Source organism: Lysinibacillus sp. G1-3 (assembly GCF_056322905.1).
In genome coordinates this window covers 234,003-254,866 of sequence record NZ_JBWHYQ010000005.1, presented here as the reverse complement: position 1 = coordinate 254,866, position 20,864 = coordinate 234,003, and the positions used below count along the sequence as shown (strand labels likewise).

At 36.7% G+C, this 20,864-nt stretch carries 19 protein-coding genes, 1 riboswitch and 1 other annotated feature; of the genes, 4 read left to right on the top strand and 15 right to left on the bottom strand.

Annotated elements, in window-relative coordinates; genetic code table 11:
* Window positions 1-96: 96 nt before the first annotated feature.
* The 13 genes from ACVYAD_RS07225 to hpaB all read right to left on the bottom strand — a co-directional run bounded on the left by ACVYAD_RS07225 (window position 97) and on the right by hpaB (window position 14,399).
* Window positions 97-1,284 (bottom strand): acyl-CoA dehydrogenase family protein, encoded by a 1,188-nt coding sequence (locus ACVYAD_RS07225; protein ID WP_476425483.1) that lies wholly within the window; start codon window positions 1,282-1,284, stop codon window positions 97-99.
* Window positions 1,284-2,627, bottom strand: a complete 1,344-nt coding sequence (locus ACVYAD_RS07220; protein ID WP_476425481.1) for an LLM class flavin-dependent oxidoreductase — start codon at window positions 2,625-2,627, stop codon at window positions 1,284-1,286. Before ACVYAD_RS07220 ends, ACVYAD_RS07225 begins: the two co-directional genes overlap by 1 nt.
* A 79-nt stretch (window positions 2,628-2,706) precedes the next feature.
* Window positions 2,707-3,543 (bottom strand): MetQ/NlpA family ABC transporter substrate-binding protein, encoded by an 837-nt coding sequence (locus ACVYAD_RS07215; RefSeq protein WP_476425479.1) that lies wholly within the window; start codon window positions 3,541-3,543, stop codon window positions 2,707-2,709.
* Window positions 3,544-3,555: 12 nt separating this feature from the next.
* Window positions 3,556-4,209, bottom strand: a complete 654-nt coding sequence (locus ACVYAD_RS07210; protein ID WP_476425477.1) for a methionine ABC transporter permease — start codon at window positions 4,207-4,209, stop codon at window positions 3,556-3,558.
* Window positions 4,151-5,230, bottom strand: a complete 1,080-nt coding sequence (locus tag ACVYAD_RS07205) for a methionine ABC transporter ATP-binding protein (RefSeq protein WP_476425475.1) — start codon at window positions 5,228-5,230, stop codon at window positions 4,151-4,153. Before ACVYAD_RS07205 ends, ACVYAD_RS07210 begins: the two co-directional genes overlap by 59 nt.
* 47 nt (window positions 5,231-5,277) lie before the next feature.
* Window positions 5,278-6,087: a MetQ/NlpA family ABC transporter substrate-binding protein gene (locus ACVYAD_RS07200; protein WP_476425473.1), complete on the bottom strand. Its 810-nt coding sequence runs from the start codon at window positions 6,085-6,087 to the stop codon at window positions 5,278-5,280.
* Window positions 6,088-6,406: 319 nt separating this feature from the next.
* Window positions 6,407-6,934, bottom strand: coding sequence for a DUF1292 domain-containing protein (locus tag ACVYAD_RS07195; protein ID WP_386827623.1), 528 nt, complete (start codon window positions 6,932-6,934; stop codon window positions 6,407-6,409).
* A 382-nt stretch (window positions 6,935-7,316) separates the two neighbouring features.
* Entirely contained in the window at window positions 7,317-7,625 is a 309-nt protein-coding gene (locus ACVYAD_RS07190) for a DUF1292 domain-containing protein (RefSeq protein ID WP_049667728.1), read from the bottom strand.
* Window positions 7,626-7,643: 18 nt separating this feature from the next.
* Window positions 7,644-8,060 (bottom strand): Holliday junction resolvase RuvX, encoded by a 417-nt coding sequence (gene ruvX / locus ACVYAD_RS07185; RefSeq protein ID WP_197145001.1) that lies wholly within the window; start codon window positions 8,058-8,060, stop codon window positions 7,644-7,646.
* A gap of 2 nt (window positions 8,061-8,062) precedes the next feature.
* The gene (locus ACVYAD_RS07180) at window positions 8,063-8,329 is read right to left on the bottom strand and encodes an IreB family regulatory phosphoprotein (protein WP_004226839.1); all 267 of its coding nucleotides are present in this window, start codon (window positions 8,327-8,329) and stop codon (window positions 8,063-8,065) included.
* An 88-nt stretch (window positions 8,330-8,417) separates the two neighbouring features.
* Window positions 8,418-11,078 carry an alanine--tRNA ligase gene (alaS, locus tag ACVYAD_RS07175; protein WP_476425470.1) on the bottom strand — a complete coding sequence of 887 codons (2,661 nt, stop codon included), beginning with the start codon at window positions 11,076-11,078 and terminating at the stop codon, window positions 8,418-8,420.
* Window positions 11,079-11,156: 78 nt separating this feature from the next.
* Window positions 11,157-11,371: a binding site (T-box leader), on the bottom strand.
* A gap of 70 nt (window positions 11,372-11,441) precedes the next feature.
* Window positions 11,442-12,407: a magnesium transporter CorA family protein gene (locus ACVYAD_RS07170; protein ID WP_349660052.1), complete on the bottom strand. Its 966-nt coding sequence runs from the start codon at window positions 12,405-12,407 to the stop codon at window positions 11,442-11,444.
* Window positions 12,408-12,692: 285 nt separating this feature from the next.
* Window positions 12,693-12,858: riboswitch (M-box (ykoK) riboswitch) on the bottom strand.
* Window positions 12,859-12,962: 104 nt separating this feature from the next.
* Window positions 12,963-14,399, bottom strand: a complete 1,437-nt coding sequence (hpaB, locus tag ACVYAD_RS07165) for a 4-hydroxyphenylacetate 3-monooxygenase, oxygenase component (protein WP_476425467.1) — start codon at window positions 14,397-14,399, stop codon at window positions 12,963-12,965.
* Window positions 14,400-14,742: 343 nt separating this feature from the next.
* Between hpaB and ACVYAD_RS07160 the strand changes: the two genes are divergently transcribed.
* Entirely contained in the window at window positions 14,743-14,931 is a 189-nt protein-coding gene (locus ACVYAD_RS07160; protein ID WP_079562842.1) for a hypothetical protein, read from the top strand.
* Window positions 14,932-14,978: 47 nt separating this feature from the next.
* On the opposite strand, the gene recD2 is transcribed toward ACVYAD_RS07160, so the two are convergent.
* Window positions 14,979-17,411 carry an SF1B family DNA helicase RecD2 gene (gene recD2, locus ACVYAD_RS07155; protein WP_476425466.1) on the bottom strand — a complete coding sequence of 811 codons (2,433 nt, stop codon included), beginning with the start codon at window positions 17,409-17,411 and terminating at the stop codon, window positions 14,979-14,981.
* Between the two features lie 264 nt (window positions 17,412-17,675).
* Here recD2 and hisA point away from each other — a divergent pair, with 264 nt between their 5' ends.
* Complete coding sequence (gene hisA / locus ACVYAD_RS07150; protein ID WP_476425464.1) at window positions 17,676-18,443, top strand: phosphoribosylformimino-5-aminoimidazole carboxamide ribotide isomerase; 768 nt, start codon at window positions 17,676-17,678, stop codon at window positions 18,441-18,443.
* Window positions 18,444-18,698: 255 nt separating this feature from the next.
* On the top strand, window positions 18,699-19,442 hold the full coding sequence (locus tag ACVYAD_RS07145; protein WP_349660048.1) for a GTP pyrophosphokinase: 744 nt from the start codon (window positions 18,699-18,701) through the stop codon (window positions 19,440-19,442).
* Between the two features lie 309 nt (window positions 19,443-19,751).
* On the opposite strand, the gene ACVYAD_RS07140 is transcribed toward ACVYAD_RS07145, so the two are convergent.
* Window positions 19,752-20,153 (bottom strand): helix-turn-helix domain-containing protein, encoded by a 402-nt coding sequence (locus ACVYAD_RS07140; RefSeq protein ID WP_476425462.1) that lies wholly within the window; start codon window positions 20,151-20,153, stop codon window positions 19,752-19,754.
* A gap of 429 nt (window positions 20,154-20,582) precedes the next feature.
* Here ACVYAD_RS07140 and ACVYAD_RS07135 point away from each other — a divergent pair, with 429 nt between their 5' ends.
* Window positions 20,583-20,864, top strand: coding sequence for a 3-isopropylmalate dehydrogenase (locus ACVYAD_RS07135; protein WP_349660046.1), 282 nt, complete (start codon window positions 20,583-20,585; stop codon window positions 20,862-20,864).

Genomic DNA, 20,864 nt, shown 5'->3' with positions numbered 1-20,864 from the left:
GAAAACAAAAATCTGCCAACAATATTGTTAGCAGACTAGGTAATATTTTTTCCACAATAACGGTTGGAAAACATAAACATAAAGATAAAGTGATACCTATAATTGAAAAGCTCCTTGTTTGACATCGACTAATAATCCCTTTGCAAGCTGTGTTATAACTACATCATCTGCCGGAGGATTAAAGCGACTACATTGAACATCTCGAAATAGTCGCTGTAATTTACTAGTTTTAGACAGACTTCGTCCACCAACAACTTGCATAGCTTTTGTTACGATATCAATGGCATTATTACAAATGACATACTTTGCAATGCTAACATCTTCAGAAAGTCGATCCTTTATCGCAGGATTTTGCTCTACTTGGGCTGCAATACTATACAATGTTCGACGTGCCGTTTGATAAAGTATTTCTATTTCACCAATTTTTTGTTGGACATGACTTGCGTGAGCGATTGTATTTTCTAAACTGTATGAATAAGTATTTTTAGCAAAATCTATTGCATAATCCCTAGCAGCCCCTGCAACCCCTAAGTAAACAGCTGGAATTTCTAATGAATAGACACGACCATCAGCTAAAAAACGGTTTATTTCATTTGGACGATGCTTGTATAGCAATGCCTCTTCCTGAATAAACGTGTCATGAAAAATAATATCATGACTACCTGTTGCACGCATTCCCATTGCATCCCAAGTATTAACAACCTCTACCTGATCATTTTTAGTTACTAAAAATTCTGCTGTTAAATTCTCTTCTTCTATATAGGCGATAATCGTAAATTGTTTTAAAATGGGGGCTAAGGAAGCAAAAGCCTTTTCACCTGTAATGATATAGCCTCCAGGCACTTTTTTTGCAATTGTACCAGGTAAACTTCCACGAGAAATATTACCTTTCCCTCGTTCGCTATTGATAATATTTAATAGAGAACCTTCTTTAACTGCTTTACGACTTAATTCCGCAAATATTGGCTCGGGCCACGTCTTGGCCTCACGAACGTTCAAAAAGGTTAATAAGTGCCAACCAATAGACAATGCAGTAGAACCATCGCCTTTTGCTAATTGTTCCTGTACTAATAACATTTCATAAAGAGAAATTTCCTCACCGCCGTATTTTTTTGGCACGGTTAATTTAAAATAGCCAGCGTCCTCTAAAATTTTAAATTGCTCAAACGGAAATTCTCCACTCTCATCATATTTTCCAGCAGTCTTGTCAATTAGTTGTGCCAATTCACTAGCATATTGAACTAGTTTTTGCTCACGATCGTTACGAATATAAACATCACTCATCAATGAGTCACCTTACTTTTCGTAAATCGATTTTGTGGTTTTTTGAGTCCTAAATGTTCCCTTAGTGTTGAACCTGTATACTCTTTCCGATAAATACCCCGCTCTTGTAAAATAGGCACAACCTTGTTCACAAAGTCTTCTATATCGCGTGGTAATAATGAAAACTGTAACATAAAGCCATCTGCCGCTTCCTCTGTAATCCAGCGCTCCATCTCATCAGCAATTTGTGTTGGTGTTCCAACAAAGGCATCGCGCTTAGCAGGACCAAATAGGCGTGCATATAATTCGCCCACCTTTAAATTTTCTTTTTTGATAATTTCTAAATGCTCATAGAAATGACTTTGAATACTGTTGACTTTAGGAAAATCCACTTCAATTGCAGGTGTATCTAACGAGTATTTAGAAAAATCCACATTTCCCATATAGCCCGAAACAAATTTTAAACTTTCATATGGGTCAACCAACGCCTGTAATTCATTATACTTACGGATAGCCTCTTCCTCAGTATCCCCCACAATTGGCGATATCCCTTGGAACACAAGAAGCTCCTCCTCGGTGCGTCCAAATGGAGCAAGCTGTGCCTTTAAATGACGATAATGCTCCTTGGACTTTTCAATATCGTCCCAATGAACAAAAACGACCTCCGCTGTTCGCGCTGCTAATTTTTGCCCTGGTTTTGAAGCACCAGCTTGAATAATAACAGGCTGCCCCTGAACGGAACGTGCAATATTCAATGGACCTTTCACGGATAAATATTCGCCTTTAAAAGCGGTCTCATGTACTTTATTGCGATCATAAAAAATATTATTATCACGGTCGTAGACAAAAGCATCGTCCTCCCATGAATCCCATAACGATTGAACTACATCGATAAATTCCTCCGCACGTTCGTAACGATGATCGTGCTCCCAATGCTTGTCACGGCTAAAGTTTAAAGCCGTCTCTCCTGTCGCATCTGCTGTTGTCACTAGATTCCAACCTACTCTCCCTTCACTAATATGGTCTACGGACATTAGCTGTCGCGCTAATACATATGGCTCACTATATGTGGTTGATGCAGTGGCACCAAGGCCAATTTTTGTTGTCGCAGCTGCCAAAGCTGTAATCTGTATAAGAGGATCAAAGCGATTTAAAATATGTGGATGTGATTCATGATTGATTGCTAAACTATCCGCAACAAAAGCAATATCAAACTTACCCTTTTCAGCTATTTGCGCCACCTTTTGTAAAGCTTTCATATCGATGCTTGCATTAACTTTTGCTGAAGGATGTTTCCAAGCTGCAACATGCATACCTGCCCCAATTAAATATAATGCAAGCTTTAACTCTTTTTTCTTAGTCATTTTGTCGTCATCTCCCTTTCATATGAATCAATTTCACTATCCATATATAAACAAAGACATTTGGTCAATATAGTGTTGGTCAATGAAGGTAAAATTCCTTCCATGTAGCTAATTCATCTAAAGGCATTTTCACAGGAATATAATTCCCATTGGAAATATCTTTAATGAATTTAGCCGTCTCTTCACGCTGATAAATGCCAATAATTTTTTTCAATGTCTCATTGTCCTTATCTTCAGGTCTTGCCACAATGACATTAATAAAAGGTTTCGCCGTTTCATTTTCATGAATGATTGCATCTTTCAATAGCAGTCCTGCTTCGACAGCAACCCCATTATTAATGATTGCAAAATCGGCATCCTCCATAACCCTCGGTGTCGTCGCACCATCTACTGGTAAAATGTTTAATTTTTTCGGATTATCTTTAATCCGATCCTCTCCACCATTGCCATCAAAATTATCCGTAACCGTCAGTAATCCATTCTCCTGTAACAGCAATAACGCTCTACCCCAGTTAGAAGGATCATTTGGTACAGCAATTTTGGCGCCCTCTTTCATATCATCCAAGGATTTATATTTGTTAGAATATAAGCCTATCGGAGCCATGATCGTTGTGCCAATTGCCTGTAAATCTGTATCGTTACTCGTATTAAATAAATTTAAGTAAGCGATATGCTGAAATGCATTTATATCAACCTCCCCCTCCGCCAATGCTTGGTTCGGGTCATATTGTGCTGAGAATGTCACTAAATCGAGATTTATATCTTCCTTAGCAGCCTGTTTTTTTATATACTCCCATGTTTTCAATTCCGAGCTGCGGATTCCAACCTTCACAGCATCTTTTTCATCTGCTTTTGCACAAGCAACTAGTAGGAATAGTAATGCTATTAAACCGAAAAAATAATTTAGTTTCCTCATATCAATTCTCCTTTATGACACTCTGCGTAATTTTCGTTCAAGACTATTTCCAATACTTTGAATGATTTGTACGAGTACTACTAGAATCACCACTGTGACTAAAATCGTGACATTGTCAAAGCGTTGATAGCCGTAAGTAATGGCTACATCACCAAGGCCACCTCCTCCAACTGCCCCTGCCATTGCAGTCGCCCCAATAAGCCCAATTGTTGCCGTCGTAACACTTAATATTAAAGAGGGGAAAGCTTCAGGTAGTAAAAACTTTTGAATAATTTGAAGTGTAGATGCACCCATTGCCTTTGCTGCTTCAATAATGCCTTCATCCACTTCCAATAATGAATTTTCTATTAATCTTGATATATATGGACCGATATGCAACACGAGTGGCACAATGGCAGCTGTCGTACCTATTGCTGTTCCAACGAGCAAGCGTGTAAATGGAATGATAGCAACAAGCAAAATAATGAACGGAATGGAGCGCAAAGTATTAACGATGGGATTGATGATTGAGAAAATTATTCTATTTTCAAGAATATGCCCTTTTCTCGTCACAACTAAAGTAATCCCTAAAATAAAGCCTAAAATCGCACCAAAAAATAACGAAATACTAACCATGTACAGCGTGTCTAACACTGCGTCGATAATGATTTGTGAGCTCACCTTCATGTGCAATAACCTCCTCTATTTGAATATCTTTCGTTCGAATAAATTGATGTGCCTTTTCTATTTCTTTGTCTACGCCAACTAGTTCAACGATTAAATTACCAAAGGGAATCCCTTGTAGCTCTGTGATATTGCCAAACAATACATTTACATCAACATCAAACTTTTTTGCTACTTGAGAGACAACTGGTTGCCCAACGTCTACACCTATAAATTTCAGGTTATAAATTTTTTTAGAATGATCTATCGTTTTAAGTTGCTCGTAGACAGATTGTGGAATTTCATCTCGAACTACCGATTGTACAAAGTTTTTAGTTGTCCCCTCTTGCGGTGAAGAAAAAACTTCAAGTACATTGCCTGTTTCGATAACTTTTCCATTTTCCATAACAGCTACACGATTGCAAATATCCCTTATGACTTCCATTTCATGTGTAATCATTAAAATGGTAATGCCGTACTCAATATTGACTCGCTTGAGTAACTCCAATATAGATTTAGTCGTTTGTGGATCAAGAGCGGAAGTCGCCTCATCACATAATAAAATAGTAGGCTTTGTGACAAGTGCACGAGCAATGCCCACTCTCTGCTTTTGTCCACCTGACAGTTCATCGATAAAACGCTCGGCTTTGTCCTGTAAACCGACAAATGCCAAAACTTCACTTACTTGATCTTCAATTTTTGATTTTTTTATGCCACTTAATACTAATGGCATCGCTACATTTTCAAAGACGGTTTTAGAACGGAGAAGATTGAAGTGTTGAAAAATCATACCAATGTTTTTCTTTTCCTCGCGAAGCTGCTTTTTACTTAATGTTGTCAGCTCTTTGCCATTCACAAGAACGCGACCAGACGTTGGTTCCTCCAGTAAGTTCACTGTCCGTATTAATGTACTTTTGCCAGCACCGCTAAAGCCGATAACACCAAAAACATCACCCTTTTGAATCGTTAAATTAATATGATTTAATGCCGTTACAACGGTTGTTCCTACCTGAAATTCCTTTGTCGTTTCGATAAATTCAATCATTTCACGTCTACCTCCTTAGCATTTCATTTATTTTTGATACGCCCGACTTAAAATGCTGGAACGACAGCCCCTTTATACTGATCTTCAAAAAAAGTACGCGCCTTTTCGCTCGTCAGCCATTTAACGACTGTTTGAATTGCTGGATCATTTTGCTTTTCTTTTGTCGTCGCAATAATGTTGACATATGGCGATTCGGGTCCTTCGATAATAAGTGCATCTTCCACAGGGTTATAGCCCCCTTCTAAGGCGTAGTTCGTATTAATTGCCGAAGCGTCTACATCATCTAGTGAACGAGCTAATAACTGAGAATCAACACCGATAAATTGAATATTTTTTTTGTTTTTTGTAATATCCTCGATTGTAAAATCATTTTCCTTTGCTTTATTCAATTCGATTAGTCCATTATTCTGAAATAGTAGTAAAGCCCGAGAAAAATTGACGACATCATTTGGAACGGAAACCTTTGCGTTTTGCGGTAAATCATTTATATTTTTGATTTTTTTAGCGTACACACCAAATGGTTCTATATGAATTCCTTTTACACTCACTAAATCTAAATGGCTTTCTTTATTTGTTTGTTCTAAAAACGGAATGTGTTGAAAGTAATTGAAATCTAGTTCACCATCTGCCGTTTGCTGATTTGTTTGAACAGCATCTTTTAAAATGGAAATGTCTAATTTCACGCCATCTTTTTCAAGATCCTTTGCTAAATACTCTAATACTTCCGCATGTGGTACATTGGCTGCCCCTACTTTTAATGTTACTGTTTCGTCTTTACTCGCTTCTCCTTTGTTTGTGCAGCCTACCAACAAACCTATCACTAGTACACCGACTAGCAGTCCCCATATTGTCCTCATTTTCAATTTCCCCCTTTGTAAATAAACTTACTTGGTTTAATGTAAAATAAATCTTATCTGTTTACTTATGATTGGTCAACGTTTGATATCTCACTTTATTTATAGATATTTAAAAATTCAGATAAAATAAAACGCAATAAATTTAATTTTCTCTAGAAAAATATATAAATTAGCTCGAAAATACATAAATTTCATTTTTATATAGAATGTTTTACATAATAGATAGAAATTTTCTATTAATACTTCTCAGGCGTCGCTCCATGTTAATCGTTATTCAATAAAAAAACTCTGAGTAGCAAGTTACTACTCAGAGCTCTAATTACAATTCATTTAATACATCTTCAACAAATGCCCATTCTTCATCTGTTTCAATTGGTAATAAATCTTCAATCGTTCCGTCATTTCCAGATACGTATTGAGAAGCAAAAATATCCCGATCCTCTATTGGCTCGTCCGTTGCTAGAACATAAAGTACATAAGATTTGCCAAATTGTTCTGATGAAAATGTATGAATAACTTCACATACTTGATCTGCCCCATGCTCATCTGTAATTGTAAATTGCTGTGGCCCTTCTTCAAACTCGTCTAGAAGTGTCAGGACTACTTCATTAATCATTTCCCATTCTGCCTCTGTTTCAACAGGCTGTAAATTTGTCATTTCTCCATTGTTATCATCATAATCAAATGTCATAGCAGAAATGTCACCAGGAATTTCATTACCATCTTCGTCGATTAACGAAAACAATACATATGATTTTTCTTCTGCATCGAAGGTGAAAACAACACGACATTTTTGCTCTTTGCCATTCTCTCCAATAATCAGAAATTCTTGCGTTTCTTCGTTCATTTAATTTCCTCCTTAACAGCCTTATGGCTCATTATCATAACGTGTGGTTGATTTCCATTTCGGAACAATATATAGGGCATGTATATAAATGTCCTCCACAACTTTTAGTAATGAGCCAGCTTTATTCTTTCAAAAGTAAAAAAGGAACAAGGAGTGCTTATTGCCATCCTTGTTCCACACTTATCAATTATGCCTCGGCATAATTGCGTCCGGAATCGGCTTTGTGCATGCACAAAAAACTCCTTTCCGATTCCGTGACATCCGCCGGAGGCTTTAACTTCTTTCAGGACACTTGCAGAAAAGTGACTTATAGCCGTATACATCTCTCCACCTATAGAGTTGAGAGATGCATACTGAGAGAAGTTAGTGACTACGATGATGATTATTCTTCGTTTTCATCCTCTAAAGCGTTTAATACGTCTTCTACCATATCCCACTCTGCTTCAGTTTCGATTGGTGTTAACTCACCATCTTCACCATTTTCAGATGGAACAAATGAAGATACGAAGATTTCAACAGAGCCATCCTCATCTTCTTCTGCGCCTACCATAGAGTAAAATACGTATGATTTGCCAAATTCAGCTGATTCATGTACGTGAATCACTTCACAAAGCTGTTCATTTCCGTTCTCATCAATTACTGTAATGTGTTGTACGTGTAGTTCTTCTTCATGGTTATGCTCTTGTGCCATGGCTTGTCACCTCATCAATTAATTTTTGCTATCCAAATAGCCTTGTAAAATCATCACAGCAGCCATTTTATCAATGACTTGCTTACGCTTTTTTCGACTTACGTCTGCTTCGATTAGCATACGCTCAGCAGCCATCGTTGTTAAACGCTCATCCCAAAGCTTAACCGGTAATGAAAATGTTTCTTCTAAAAGCTTTTTATAGTTTTCAGAAGCCTCCCCACGCGGTCCAACCGTATTATTCATGTTTTTCGGGTATCCTACAACAAATTCTGTTATAGCATACTCCTTTACTAGCTCAGCTATTCGCTCAATGCCGAACTCGCCGTTAGCTTCATCAATCTTTACGGTTTCAATACCTTGGGCCGTCCACCCTAAAGCATCACTAACAGCAACGCCAACGGTTTTTGACCCAACGTCTAATCCCATAATTCTCATTTCTAGTCCTCGTTATTCTTTTTAATATAAAACTTAACAAGCTCTTCTAGAATTTCGTCACGCTCAAGCTTGCGAATTAAATTACGAGCATCCTGATGGCGAGGAATATACGCCGGATCACCAGAAAGTAAATAACCGACAATCTGATTGATAGGGTTATATCCCTTTTCCTCTAATGAAGAATGTACTTTCAACATTACCTGCTTGACTTCCTGTTCCATTGATTCTTCTGGAAAATTAAATTTCATAGTTTGATCAAATGAACTCATGACCAGCACCTCGCTTTCAGAAATAAGGAGATGTGCAAAAAAGCTCATCTCCAATTTCTCTTTATTATAACATGTTTTGGCGTATTAATTAAATGGATTTAACATAATCATACACAGAAAGTAGTGCTTCATCAAGTTTTGATGCTTCTTTTGCACCTGCCATCGCCATATCCGGACGACCGCCACCTTTACCACCACATGCTTCTGCTACCATTTTTACGATATTTCCGGCATGGTAATTGCCACCAACTAAATCTTTTGTTACTCCAGCACATAGCATAACTTTTTCGCCATCGACAGCACCAAGAACGATAACAGCCTTAGGCATTTTAGCTTTCAAGTCATCCATCATTTGACGCAGTTGATTGTTGTCCTTCGCTTCAACTTTAGTGGAAAGAACAGTTACATCCCCAAAAGTTTGCGCCGCGTCCACAATAGCTCCTGCTTGTGCGTTGGCAATTTTTTGTGATAATGCTTCATTTTCGCGTTGTAAATCTTTGTAATCAGCTTGCAACGCTTGTACTTTTGTTACAAGATCTTTTGGATTTGCTTTTAATAATGCTGCCGCTTCGTTTAATAAAGCTTCTTCCTCTTTTACGGCTTCATAAGCAACTTTACCTGTCACAGCCTCGATTCGACGAGTACCTGCACCGATACCACCTTCTGAAACAATTTTGAAGAAGCCAATTTCAGAAGAGCGTTTTACGTGTAAACCACCGCAAAGTTCAATAGAGTAATCCCCAATTGATACAACGCGAACGATATCGCCATATTTCTCACCGAATAGTGCCATCGCTCCCATAGCTTTCGCTTCATCGATGCCTTTTTCTTCAATAACGACTTCTATATCATCCCACACTTTTTCATTTACAATACGTTCAATTTGTTGTAATTCCTCTTTTGTCACTTGTCCAAAGTGAGAGAAATCAAAGCGTAAACGGTCTGGTCCTACATATGACCCAGCTTGGCTAACATGGTCGCCTAGTACATCTTTTAATGCACGTTGCATAATATGTGTTGCTGTATGGTTTTTAATAATTAAATTACGTTCATCACGGTTAACTACTGCTTTTACAGCATCTTCAACATGCATTTCTCCTGATTCTACAAGTACAGTATGAAGCGGCTGACCATTTGGAGCTTTTTGTACATCTTTAACAATGGCAGTAAAGCTATCATTAGCAATCACACCGCTATCTGCAATTTGACCACCCATTTCAGCATAGAATGGTGTTTTAGCTAAAATAACTAATGCTTCTTGCCCTTCAGATGCTACTTTTGATACTTGGCCGTTCACAATGATCGCTGCCACTTCTGTTTCTGTCGTTAATGTATCATAGCCTACAAATTCACTTGCAACCGTCAAGTTTGCTAGCACTTCGTTTTGTACTTGCATAGAATCCACATCTTGACGAGCTGCACGTGCGCGTTCACGTTGTGCTTCCATTGCTACCCCAAAGCCTTCATGATCTACCTTCATGCCTACTTCTTCCGCATACTCTTCTGTTAATTCAATTGGGAAACCGTAAGTATCATATAAACGGAATGCATCTGCACCCGGAATATAGTCATGGCCCGCTGCTTTTTGAGCTTCTACCACTTCGTTAAAGATAGCAAGACCACCGTCTAATGTTTCATGGAAGCGAAGTTCTTCATTTTTAATAACACGTTGTATAAACTCGCATTTTTCCGTTACTTCTGGGTAGAAATCATTCATAATTTCACCAACAGTTGGTACTAATTCAAACATAAATGGCTTCTCAATACCAATTTGTTTTGCATAGCGCACAGCACGACGTAGTAAACGACGTAATACATATCCACGACCTTCATTTGAAGGAAGAGCACCATCCCCAATAGCAAACGCCACTGTACGAATATGGTCAGCGATTACTTTAAATGGTGTATTGATATCTTCTTCTGAACCGAAGATTTCACTTAGTGCTACTTCACCTGGACGTTTGTATTTGCGATTTGCTAACTGCTCGATTTTTTCAATAATAGGCATGAATAAATCAGTATCAAAGTTCGTTGGAACATTTTGAACTACCGATACGATACGCTCTAGCCCCATACCAGTATCAATATTTTGCTTCGGAAGTGGTGTATATGTGCCATCAGGATTATGGTTGAATTGAGAGAACACCAAGTTCCAAATTTCTAGATAGCGTTCATTTTCACCACCTGGATACATTTCTGGATCAGTTTCATCTGAACCATATTCTTCCCCACGGTCATAAAAAATTTCTGAGTTAGGACCTGAAGGACCTTCACCGATATCCCAGAAGTTCCCTTCTAGACGGATTAAGCGCTCTTCCGGAATACCAATTTCGTTATGCCAAACGTCATACGCTTCTTGGTCTTCAGGATGGATCGTAATCGATAAAAGTTCTGGATCAAAGCCCATCCATTTTTTATTCGTTAAGAACTCCCAAGCATAATGAATAGCTTCTTTTTTAAAGTAATCACCAATTGAGAAGTTACCTAACATTTCAAAAAACGTATGGTGACGAGCTGTTTTACCTACGTTTTCAATATCGTTTGTACGAATTGATTTTTGGGCATTTGTAATACGTGGATTTTCAGGAATGATACGACCATCGAAATATGGTTTAAGTGTTGCAACACCTGAGTTAATCCAAAGTAATGATGGGTCATTGATCGGCACAAGTGGTGCTGATGGCTCATGATGATGGCCTTTTTCTTTAAAGAATTCTAGATACATGCGGCGAATTTCTACTGCTTTCATTTGAAAAGTTCCTCCCTATATGTTTTGTAAAATTACGAGATGAATCCGCAAATAAACATAAAAAAGCCCTCATCCCCAAAAAGGGACGAGGACTTGTAATTTGTCTCGCGGTACCACCCTAGTTGTAAGTAAAAGTATACTTACCTCTTTAGCACTTGTAACGTAAGTGAACGGCAGGGATTAACTGCACTCTGGAGTAGCTTTCGGTATTCGTTATAGTGAGGATTTTTTCAGCCAAGAAATCCCTTTCTTTTACACGCACAAATACGTACTTATTCCATCATCGTTTTTTACAATTTTCTAACGAGAATTATAAAAAAAATATGTTCTTCTGTCAATTGGCACTATAATTGCTAATCATAACTAAGCAATCATTTTTTTAAAATAAGCCCACATTCCCCAAGTAAAAATGACTAGGAACACACTAATTGTTATTGTTGCTATTGGGGAATCTTGATATGGCAACGGAACATTCATTCCAAAAAAGCTTGTAATTACTGATAAAGGCAACATGATAGTCGAAATGACAGTTAATAAATTGAGCTTTTCAATCGATTTACCACTTATAATAGAAAAATACGTATCTAGCGTACTATTTACCAAATCTCTATAAGTTTCTGTTGATTCTACAATTCGTTCTAGATGGTCATTTAAATCTTTATAGAAAGGTATATTTCCCTCACGAATTTCAAATTTCCACTGACCATTACTATTTGAAAAAATTCTTTTTTGCGGCATAATTGCTTGTCGAATTAAAATAATAGTTCGTTTTAATGCAAGGAATTCTTCTGTAACTTCTTTTGGTTCATATTCATATATTTCTTCTTCAAGCTCATCTATCCGTGCTCTAATTCTTTCTAAAACCGGGAAATATTCATCCGTAATTCCATCGATAATCGTATGCAATAGAAAATCGGAACCCTTATCTAAATACTTTGTACTGTTTAAGCAAACATTCTCTATGTGACCTAGCCATTTAAGTTTCTGTTTATGAACCGTTACAACATAGTTAGGACCCATAAAAATATTTAATTCTACTGTTGTTATTTCATTGCTGCTTTTTTCGTTATAAATTGGTGCATGAAAAACGAAAAATTTATATTCGCCGTAATTATCCATCTTAGGACGTGAGCCTTCATGAAGGCAATCCTCAACTGCTAATGGGTGGAAACCAAATATTTCGGCTATATCATTCAATTCATTGTAGTTGTATGCATATAAATCAACCCATAACAAATCCTCTGTATGAAGGTTATGGTTAAATTTTTTAATATCAAAATTATGCTGTACTGTGTTATTTCCTTTTTTAAAATAATTAATTTTAATCATTGTTCTTCACCTCATGTTTTATTATTTAAGGGAAACAAACAGGTGACGTTATTGATTGTAATTTAGCTTGTTTTAGAAGCATTTCTCATCAATACCCATTTGTTTTGGCGATAAGAAATCGACAATCCTTACTTGTTTACTACTACTTAACATTTTCGTATTCGGTTCAGGGCTACTATCCATTTCTCATCACCTTCCTTAAATAACAAAAACACGCCTTCTACGAATGAAGGCGTGTTGAATACACATAACAAAGAACAGTATCGTTAAAAACACTACTCTGCTTTCTTCCTTCAAACGTTGAGTTTTAGCACTATGCGGCATAGGGATTACACCAGCTACGTTAAAAAACACCTTATTTCGATGATTTCTGTTGACCCATTGGCGTCTCTCGACATTTTTGGGCAGTAGCGTATCTCCAGCATAGGAGCCTCACCTAACGAAGGGATTGCTATTTAGTTATTTTATAGTTCCTGTAAATCATAGTGTAAAGTAAAGTAATTGTCAAACAAATAAGAAAAATAAATAGTATTGCTAGTTCTGACTTCTGGAAAATTAATTGTTATTTTTTAAAAAATTATCTACACGACTAACTAATTCTTCCCTATTGTAAGAATTATAAAGCGCGCTAGCTAAACGGACAGGGTCTCCAAAGAAAAAACGCTCATACAGTGTTTGTCGAGTACCAAAGTTACTCATCGTTAAATCCCACGCTAAACGGAATTTTTCAACGCGCTCCTCTCCACCATCTTGAAAAGACTGCAAATAATGCTCAAGGTCGCTGTCATCCGACGCAAATGCTTTTTCACTTGGAATGGACATTAATCCGCTCGCGCCAAGTAACTGGATAATTTCTGTAAAAGTCGGATACACTTTAGGAAAAATCTGAATAGCTACTTGTACTGTCGCATGGTCAGGTCTTAGAAAACCAAAAGCATCTCTTTTTGCTTCTATTTCAGACTTTAACAGTAAAGCCTTCATCGTTTCTAATGCCACGATAATATCAACAACCTTTTGCTGCACATGTTGGTATTCGCCGATATTTATCGTATTTACAATTGATTGTACAACACCTAAGACAAATTCCGTTTTGGCAATTTGACGTGTAAGAACTTGATGTAAACTATATGTTTGAAAACCACTTACGTTCAAAAAGTTATTGGCAACTTCCACATTCTCATAATAAAAGACGCGGTCCCACGGTACTACAACATTATCAAATACAACGATTGCATCCATTTCCTCGTAACGACTACTTAATGGATAATCAAAAGCCGATTCCCCTCCGACAAATGATTGCCTACATAAAAACTTTAATCCTTTTGTATTACTTGGTATTGAGAAAGCAAATCCTTTACCTTCATCATAGCCATTTGTTGATATAACAAGGAGTTCGTCTGTAATTCCTCCTTGTGTCGCTAGCAGTCTCGCACCTTTAATTACTAACCCTTCACTCGTTTTATCTACAATTTTAGCAGCTATAATAACATCTTCATCTTCATAATAAAATTTTCGGCGATTTACTTGTGGCTCGATGAATGTATGTGTCATAGTTAAATCATTTTCACGGGCATACTCATAAAATTTTAATAAATGCTGAGGGAAACAATTTGGCTTATCTTTTAAATACTCCGCAGCGGATGCTAAAGCCATTAATGTCGTATTCATATAATCCGGACTTCTACCCATAAGGCCATTATTGGATAATGCCCATTGTCGTGCAGCATTACGTCTTTTCACGAGATCTTCGACTGCCATCACCTGAAGAAAAGACATACCAACACGGTTATTACTTGATGGCGAAACAAATGTCATCTCCTCGAACAATGCATCTTCATTCTGTAAATCAAAAAGCCTTGCCTGACTCTTCATAACCCCTTTAAATGCTGGATGCTCCGACACTTTCCCTGTGACAACCTTCCCATCAATCGAAATGTAGGTTTGCAAAGCGTCAATACGGTCAATATATTGCTGTCCTGTAATTACTGGCATGCAGTCACCCCTAAACGTCACAAATGATTTTATACTAATTTAGTATATGAAACTTCCTAATTTAGGTTCCGTCTCAGCAAACTGTATTATATCAGATCTCAAATTTCACAAACTGTACCACTATATAAACACAGTTGAAAATCCGACTTTATTGCATGATTTTTCAGTTACTTTAGAGAAAAACGGTTTCAATCAGCACTTTTTAAACAAGTTCGTTTTTGCGACACATTCACGAAAAAGTCTCCTTTGACTAGTACAGAATTGCTAGATTTTTTATTTATGCAGGTGTAAGATAGCTTCGAAACCAAAACGAAAACATCTTTTAAATAAAAGGAGAATATATATGAATAAACAAATCCTCTCGTACGTAGCTCAAATGGAAGCTGCTTTAATGAACAAAATGGAGGATCATAATGAAGAGAATCTTTTATTTTCTATAGCTTCAGATTTGATTGCCAAAGAAAAAGATCAATTTAAAAATGTGTGCCAAGCATATGAAGTAGTAAAACATCACTTAGTTGGTATTCACTAATCGTACAACAAAACCCGATCAATTCAGAATTGATCGGGTTTTGTATTTTACTCATCTAAGAAATCATATGGTGAGATACCATCCATGCCAATCAATGGATGGATATATGATTCTGTTTCTACAGTTAGCTTGAAATCTATGGCTTGTTTTTCATTTTGTAAATCTTCGTTTACTGGATTCATTTTTACTTCTACAATTTCCTCGGCAATATCCATTGGATTGAGCCTTGCACGTAGAGACGTAAAGCGCTGTAAATCATCTGTACGCTGTAAGCCATCCGCTAGTACATCAGGCTCACCACATAAAATTAAGAAATTTTTCGCACGCGTAATACCTGTATATAGCAAATTACGACGCAGCATTTTAGAATACCCTCGTACAACCGGCATAATAACTGTTTGGAACTCAGATCCTTGGGATTTATGAATAGAACAACAGTAGGCAAGGGTCAATTGATTGAGGTCACTACGTTGATACGTCACTTCAATACCGTCGAATGATACAACAAGTAAATCTTGTTTCTCAATTGTTTCCTTGGCCTTGATAATACTAATTACCTCACCCATATCACCATTAAAAACATTACTTTCAGGTTGATTGACAAGCTGTAAGACTTTATCCTTTATTCGATATGTGACATCCCCAAAGACGAGCTCTTTTCTAGTACCCGTATCGTTTGGATTAATGAGCTCCTGAATCATTTTATTTAAATTATCTATTCCTGCTGGACCTTTGTACATTGGTGCAAGCACTTGGATATTTCTGATTTCTTGACCTTTCGCAACTGCACTTTTCACAACTTGAGTGACAACGCTTGCTACTTGATCTGATGCGGCTTTAATAAATGAACGATCAGACGTTTTTAACGTTAGGTCATTTGTAATATTTCCTCGTTTAATTTGGTGAGCAAGTTCAATAATAGTTGAGCCCTCGGCCTGTCGATAAACATCTGTTAATTCGACAGTAGGTATTTGCTCGGAAGCCAACAAATCCTTTAACACCTGTCCTGGTCCTACTGGCGGAAGCTGATCTTGATCGCCAACAAATACAACTTGTACATCCTCATGCAAGGATTTTAATAATTGATGCGCGAGCCAAGTATCGACCATCGACATTTCGTCAACAATAATGAGTTTCCCTGTAACCTCACGCTCGGTTTCTTCCTCTTTTTCCTGACCAGTAAAGCCTAGCAATCGATGAATCGTCATTGCGGGAAGCTCTGTCGATTCCGATAAACGCTTGGCTGCACGTCCTGTTGGAGCACATAAAATAATCGGAAAAGGCTCTTCTTTTTGTGCATATTCCTTCGGGTTTAATGATAGTCCGTGAAGCTTTGCATACACTTCTACTACTCCCCGAACAACTGTTGTTTTACCTGTACCTGGTCCACCAGTTAAAATCATAACGGCTGAGTTTAGCGCTTGTTGAATAGCATTCGCTTGTGTTTCAGCATATGTAACATTGAGCAGCTCTTCTGTTTCACCAATCGCTTTGCGTATTTCATCCTTACTAAAATGTTCAGCCTTCTTGTTACGTTCGATTAAAGCTACTATTTTTGATGCAATACCTACTTCCGAGAAATATAGGGATGGCAAATAGAGTCTCGTTTCTTCCCCACAGATTTTACTTTCCTCACGCAATTCGATGCAAGCTTTAGAAATAGTCTCAAAGGGAATTTCCTCTCGTTGGCTCTGCTCAAGCATATCTTTTACAAGTGGTAAAACATTTTCTGCATCTAAATACACATGCCCATCCGATAATGCTGCAGTATTGAGAGTATGTAGAATCGCCGCCTTTATACGGTCTGGATGATTGCCTGTAATTCCCAATTTAGAACCTAGTTCATCGGCACGAAAGAAACCTACACCTTCTACATCTTCAATTAAGCGATATGGATTTTCTGTTAATAATTCGATTGCCTCTGTGCGATACGTTTGGTAAATTTTCATGCCGAGCTGTGGTCCGAAACCCCATTCATTAAGTTGAATCATCACTCGTTCTAAACCTAGATTTTGTTCAATCGTCCGATGGATAACCTCTTTTTTTTCAGCAGATAAACGAGGTACAGCATCAAGCGCATTTGGATCCTCTAAAATAAGACGTAACGCATTTGCGCCTAGTTTTTCTACGATTGTTTCAGCAGTTTTTCTTCCGATTCCAACAAACAAATCACTCGATAAGTAATGAATAATTCCTTGCTCAGTTGCTGGCACTTCCTTTGTAAATGTCTCAATTTGAAATTGAACACCATATTTTGGATGTTGTTTCAATAATCCTGTAAAACGATATTGTTCATCCATCTGTAAAGGTGGAAAATATCCAACAACAATTATTTCTTTATCTTCATACTGTAAGTTAGTCTCTTGAATTTTCACACGAATTATCGAGTACATATTTTGTGCATTATGGAAGATAGAGACGATTGGACGTCCGAGTATAAAAAATTTATTTAGTTCAAATAAATCAAGATTATCTGCCATTTTCGGTTCGTCCTTTCCCGTTCATTTCAATCATTATATTTTACCACACCGTAACTTGAAAAATCGTTTAAAAAGAGAATTCACTAAATTTTAATCACGTATGCCTCGATATAATAATTGCTGTCGCTTCGCTTTCGTACAGTAAACAGTGCACCCGAAAGCTTTACTGAAAGAATATTTCGATAACTGACAATTCACAGTTATTATCAACCTATCCATGCTATGATATAGGTGAACTTATTGTACGGAAGGATTGTGAAGCTAATGGAATTTAGACCTTGCATCGATTTACACGATGGCAAAGTAAAACAAATTGTTGGCAGCACACTAGGGCATAAAGATCAAGAAGTTGTCGAGAACTTTATTTCAAATCATGACTCTAGTTATTATGCAAAAATGTTTGCCAAGGATCAATTAACAGGTGGTCACGTCATCATGCTAGGTGATGGAAACGAAGAGGCCGCATTAGCAGCATTAGCAGCATATCCTCAAGGATTGCAGGTTGGCGGCGGCATTACGACAGAAAATGCAAAAAATTTTATCGATGCAGGTGCTACTCACGTTATTGTCACATCATTTATATTCAATGATGGTAAGCTCCATTTAGATCGACTCAAACAATTAGCACAAAATATTGGTAAAAAACATCTTGTCATCGACTTAAGCTGCCGTATGCGCGATGGAAAATGGTTTGTTGTTACTGATAAATGGACAAAGTTTAGTGATTTTGAAGTAAATGCTGAGTCTATTGCATTTATCGAAAATTTCTGTGATGAACTACTTATTCACGCAGTTGATGTGGAAGGAAAAAAAGGCGGTATGCAGGAAAGTTTAGTGCATGATTTAGCTACCTGGACAACGATTCCTACAACATATGCTGGTGGTGTTCGATCTTTAGATGACTTAAAGAGGTTTGAAAATATATCAAATGGTAAACTTCACGTTACAATTGGTAGCGCTCTTTCAATTTTTGGTGGGAATTTACCATATTCAGACGTGGTGGATTATTGCAAAAAAGACGGGGTATTGTGATCAGCTTGATGATGAACAAATGTTACTTAAGTTTTCGAAATCTTTAAATATTGAAATTATCGTTTAACTAAGGGGACTAAACATTCCCCTTTTTTTAATTTTACAATATAAATTTATGAAATAGGAATACTATACATAGATTCAGAGCACTTATTTCTATTTAGTAGTTATTTTTGTTAAGCTAGTATTGAAAATGTTAAATAATATTGCTACTTCATTATGCACATATTATTAAAAGAAAGGATTTTATGAACCATGAGAAATGAACTTGAAGCAACTACTCTAAAAACTTTACAAACAGAATTAACACGCTTCTTTTTAGTCTATAAATTCGCTTTGCAGGAAATAGAAACGAAAATAAATATTTTACAAGAAGAATTTCAGCTAATTCATGAATATAATCCGATCGAGCATCTAACAACTCGAGTAAAATCACCCAAAAGTATATTATTGAAAATGAAGAAAAATAACCTTGAGCCATCTATTGAAACGATTCGTGATAACATTCGTGATATTGCAGGTATCAGAATTACATGCTCCTTTGTAGAAGATATTTATAAAGTGAGTGCGATGATACAGGCACAAAATGATATTGAAGTTGTAGAGGTAAAAGATTATATTGCATCGCCAAAGGGAAATGGTTATCAAAGCTTGCATCTTATAATAAAAATCCCTATTTTTATGTCTGATCGTATGGAGAAGGTATATGCCGAAATTCAAATTCGTACCATTGCAATGGACTTCTGGGCTAGCCTTGAACATAAAATCTATTACAAATACAACAAGGAAGTACCTGAACATATCCGTTTTGAATTGAAGGAAGCTGCTATTCAAGTAGCTGAGCTGGATCGAAAGATGGAAAGACTGAATAAAGAAATTAATATTTTAAAAGCGAACGAAGCAGAACCTTCATTGTTAGATGCTGCCCCAATTGCACATTTAGCACAATATATTTATCAACTACCATTTAATTATCCTCCAAAGGACAATAAAGACTAAAATCAACAAGGATGCTGAAATAATTTTGGCATCCTTTCAATTTATCTACATGGCCACTCCACATTAACGCTTTCCTCGTGCTTGGCTTCGATCTACTCGTCACTCGTTTTGAATTAACATTTCACGTCAGAAGAAACATGCGAATGCACAGAGATAAAAGTTGTTGAATGCTAACTCTGAAAATGCAGTTAACAAATAAATCAAGCAGGTTGTTTTAACGTTGGTGAGAAAACGTTTTTACTTGTTGCAAGGTGAAACTCGTACCGCTAGTTTGCTGCACTCATTTGAAAAAAAAAATAAATAACATCATTATTTTTTAATTCGAAAATTTTTCGTATAAGTATACAGTTCAATACCTAGCATAAAGAGTGTTGCTAGTAAGAATCCAATCATAAAAATTTCATGTACAAGCGCAAAATACGCTATATAAATTACAATAGCAACTAAAAATAAAATTACTAGAAAATGAAACTTTACCGATTTTTCATTATTCACAATTTGCTTTTTTATATTGATGTCACCTTTAATCAAATTATCTAAACTAATATTCATTTCATCGCTTAATAAAATTAAATTTTCAATATCCGGAGCCCCTTTCTCTTGTTCCCATTTTGAAATTGCTTGTCTAGTAACACCAATTTTATTTGCCAATTGTTCTTGGCTTAAATTATTATGTTTACGATAATCTAAAATCGATCTGCTAATTTTCATCTTTATCACTCCTTTTTATATTTGATACCATCACCATACCAAATTTATTTCGATTGCAAAGAAACCAATAGTATCAAGTTGGCAACGCTCCGTTGCAATTCAATTATGCCACGGCAAAATTTCGTCCGCCAGAGGTTTTGGGCCAAAGTGATGTCAGGTCACTCCGTCGTATGTATGTTGCTGCCGCTTCGCTTTCGCACAGACAAAACATGTTGTTGCTGCCGCTTCGCTTTCGCACAGACAAAACATGTTGTTGCTGTCGCTTCGCTTTCGCACAGACAAAACATGTTGTTGCTGTCGCTTCGCTTTCGCACAGACAAAACATGTTGTTGCTGTCGCTTCGCTTTCGCACATAAGCTTCTTACAAAAAAATGTAATTATTATATAATTTAAATAGGAATTAACAAAGTTTATTAAAGGAGCGAAATAATGGATTTCTTCACAATACTTATATTTATGCTTACAATTATTGCTAACATTATAGGATTCGTTGTGTTTATAAAGAAGAAAAGTGTATATTCTGCCGCCTTAACTATATTAGGTTTAGCTATAGCATTTGGTGGAGCAGGAAGTTTATTAGCAATAGCTATTATTAATGATCCTTTTGCAATGTTTTATGGTTTGCAAATAGGGTACATTCTGATGATTAATGGCGTGATTGTATTGTTTATTGCAATTTTAATAACAGTAGTAAAGAAAGTAATAGGGTAA